The sequence below is a fragment of the Chitinophaga sp. HK235 genome (assembly GCF_018255755.1).
In the GTDB taxonomy this organism is placed as follows: Bacteria; Bacteroidota; Bacteroidia; order Chitinophagales; family Chitinophagaceae; genus Chitinophaga.
Genome location: NZ_CP073766.1, coordinates 4435001 through 4437500, shown reverse-complemented (window position 1 = coordinate 4437500; position 2500 = coordinate 4435001). Strand labels below are relative to the sequence as shown.

The following is a 2500-nucleotide window of genomic DNA, read 5'->3' as shown; positions in this document are numbered from 1 at the left end:
ATCATCTGGAAAGATGAGCCGTAGCAGGTGATAGCCCTGTAGACAGAAATTCTGATGGACGTGTAGTATCCTGAGTAGCGCGGGACCGGAGGAATCCTGTGTGAAACTGCCAGCACCATCTGGTAAGGCTAAATACTCCTTAGATACCGATAGTGAACCAGTACCGTAAGGGAAAGGTGAAAAGTACTCCGAACAGGAGAGTGAAATAGTTCCTGAAACCGTGCGCCTACAAGCGGTCGGAGCTCGAAAGAGTGACGGCGTGCCTTTTGCATAATGAGCCTACGAGTTACTCCTCACTGGCGAGGTTAAGGTCTTCAGTACCGGAGCCGCAGCGAAAGCGAGTTCTAACAGAGCGCTTAGTCAGTGGGGGTAGACGCGAAACTTTGTGATCTATCCATGGGCAGGATGAAGGTTGGGTAAAACCAACTGGAGGTCCGAACTCATTAGCGTTGAAAAGCTATGGGATGACCTGTGGATAGGGGTGAAAGGCCAATCAAACTGAGAGATAGCTCGTTCTCCCCGAAATGTTTTTAGGAACAGCCTTGGATATAGACGTGTTATAGAGGTAGAGCTACTAATTGGGCTAGGGGGCTTCACCGCCTACCAAACCCTAATAAACTCCGAATGCTATAACATAATCTCCAGGAGTGAGGCTGTGGGCGCTAAGGTCCATGGCCGAGAGGGAAATAACCCAGACTAACAGCTAAGGTCCCTAATCGTATGTTAAGTTGAACAAACGCGGTTCAAATCCTAAAACAGCCAGGATGTTGGCTTGGAAGCAGCCATTCATTTAAAGAGTGCGTAACAGCTCACTGGTCGAGGGTTTGGGCACGGAAAATAATCGGGCATCAAACATACAACCGAAGCTTTAGGCCTAGCAGCAATGCTAGACGGTAGGGGAGCATTCTAAACTGCATCGAAGGTGTGTTGTGAGACATGCTGGAGCGTTTAGAAAAGAAAATGTAGGCATAAGTAACGATAAATAAGATGAAAAATCTTATCGCCGTAAGACTAAGGGTTCCTGATCAACGCTAATCGGATCAGGGTTAGTCGGGTCCTTAGGCAAAGCCGAGAGGCGTAGCTGATGGCAAACTGGTGAATATTCCAGTACCTGCTATAAATTCGATGGAGTAACGGAGTAGTGAAAGGACTGCGCACTTACGGAATAGTGCGTTAAAGGGTGTAGGTATACTGACTGTAGGAAAATCCGCAGATGGTGCTGAACCTGATAGTACAGCAAAGCTTCGGCAGCGCTGATAATGTCCCTAATCAGACTTCCAAGAAAAACTTCTAAGGTTCGTTTATAGCAGCCCGTACCGTAAACCGACACAGGTAGTCGAGATGAGTATTCTAAGGCGCTCGAGTGATCCGTGGTAAAGGAACTAGGCAAATTGACGCTGTAACTTCGGGATAAGGCGTACCACAGTAATGTGGTCTCAGTAAAATGGTACAACCAACTGTTTAACAAAAACACAGGGCCCTGCAAAATCGAAAGATGACGTATAGAGCCTGATACCTGCCCGGTGCTGGAAGGTTAAGGAAGGATGTTCGGAGTAATCCAAAGCTTCTGACTGAAGCCCCAGTAAACGGCGGCCGTAACTATAACGGTCCTAAGGTAGCGAAATTCCTTGTCGGGTAAGTTCCGACCTGCACGAATGGTCTAATGAGTTGTACACTGTCTCTACCACGAGCTCGGTGAAATTGTAGTATCGGTGAAGATGCCGGTTAATCGCAACGGGACGGAAAGACCCCGTGAACCTTCACTACAACTTAACATTGATTTTGAATGCCAGATGTGTAGGATAGTTGGGAGACTATGAAGCAGCTTCGCCAGGAGTTGTGGAGTCATCGTTGAAATACCAACCTTCTGTTATTTAGAGTCTAATCCGGCAACGGAGACATTGTTTGGTGGGTAGTTTGACTGGGGTGGTCGCCTCCTAAAAGGTAACGGAGGCTCGCAAAGGTACCCTCAGTACGGTTGGTAATCGTACGCAGAGCGCATTAGTATAAGGGTGCTTGACTGTGAGGCAAACAAGCCGAGCAGGTGCGAAAGCAGGCTAAAGTGATCCGGTGGTTCTGTATGGAAGGGCCATCGCTCAAAGGATAAAAGGTACTCCGGGGATAACAGGCTGATCTCACCCAAGAGCTCATATCGACGGTGAGGTTTGGCACCTCGATGTCGGTTCGTCACATCCTGGGGCTGGAGAAGGTCCCAAGGGTTCGGCTGTTCGCCGATTAAAGTGGCACGTGAACTGGGTTCAGAACGTCGCAAGACAGTTCGGTCCCTATCTGTTGTGATCGTTAGTAAATTGAGGAGACATGACCTTAGTACGAGAGGACCGGGTCGTACGTACCGCTGGTGTATCTGTTGTGCCGCCAGGTGCAGTGCAGAGTAGCTATGTACGGACAGGATAAACGCTGAAAGCATCTAAGCGTGAAACCTGCTTCAAGATGAGTTTACTTTTAAGGGCCGTCGGAGACTACGACGTTGATAGGTTAC

Annotated in this window: 1 rRNA gene (only partly in view); it reads left to right on the top strand. The window is 48.5% G+C overall.

Annotated elements, in window-relative coordinates:
• Positions 1 to 2500 (top strand): 23S ribosomal RNA (locus KD145_RS16170) (it extends past both window edges: 319 nt to the left, 59 nt to the right).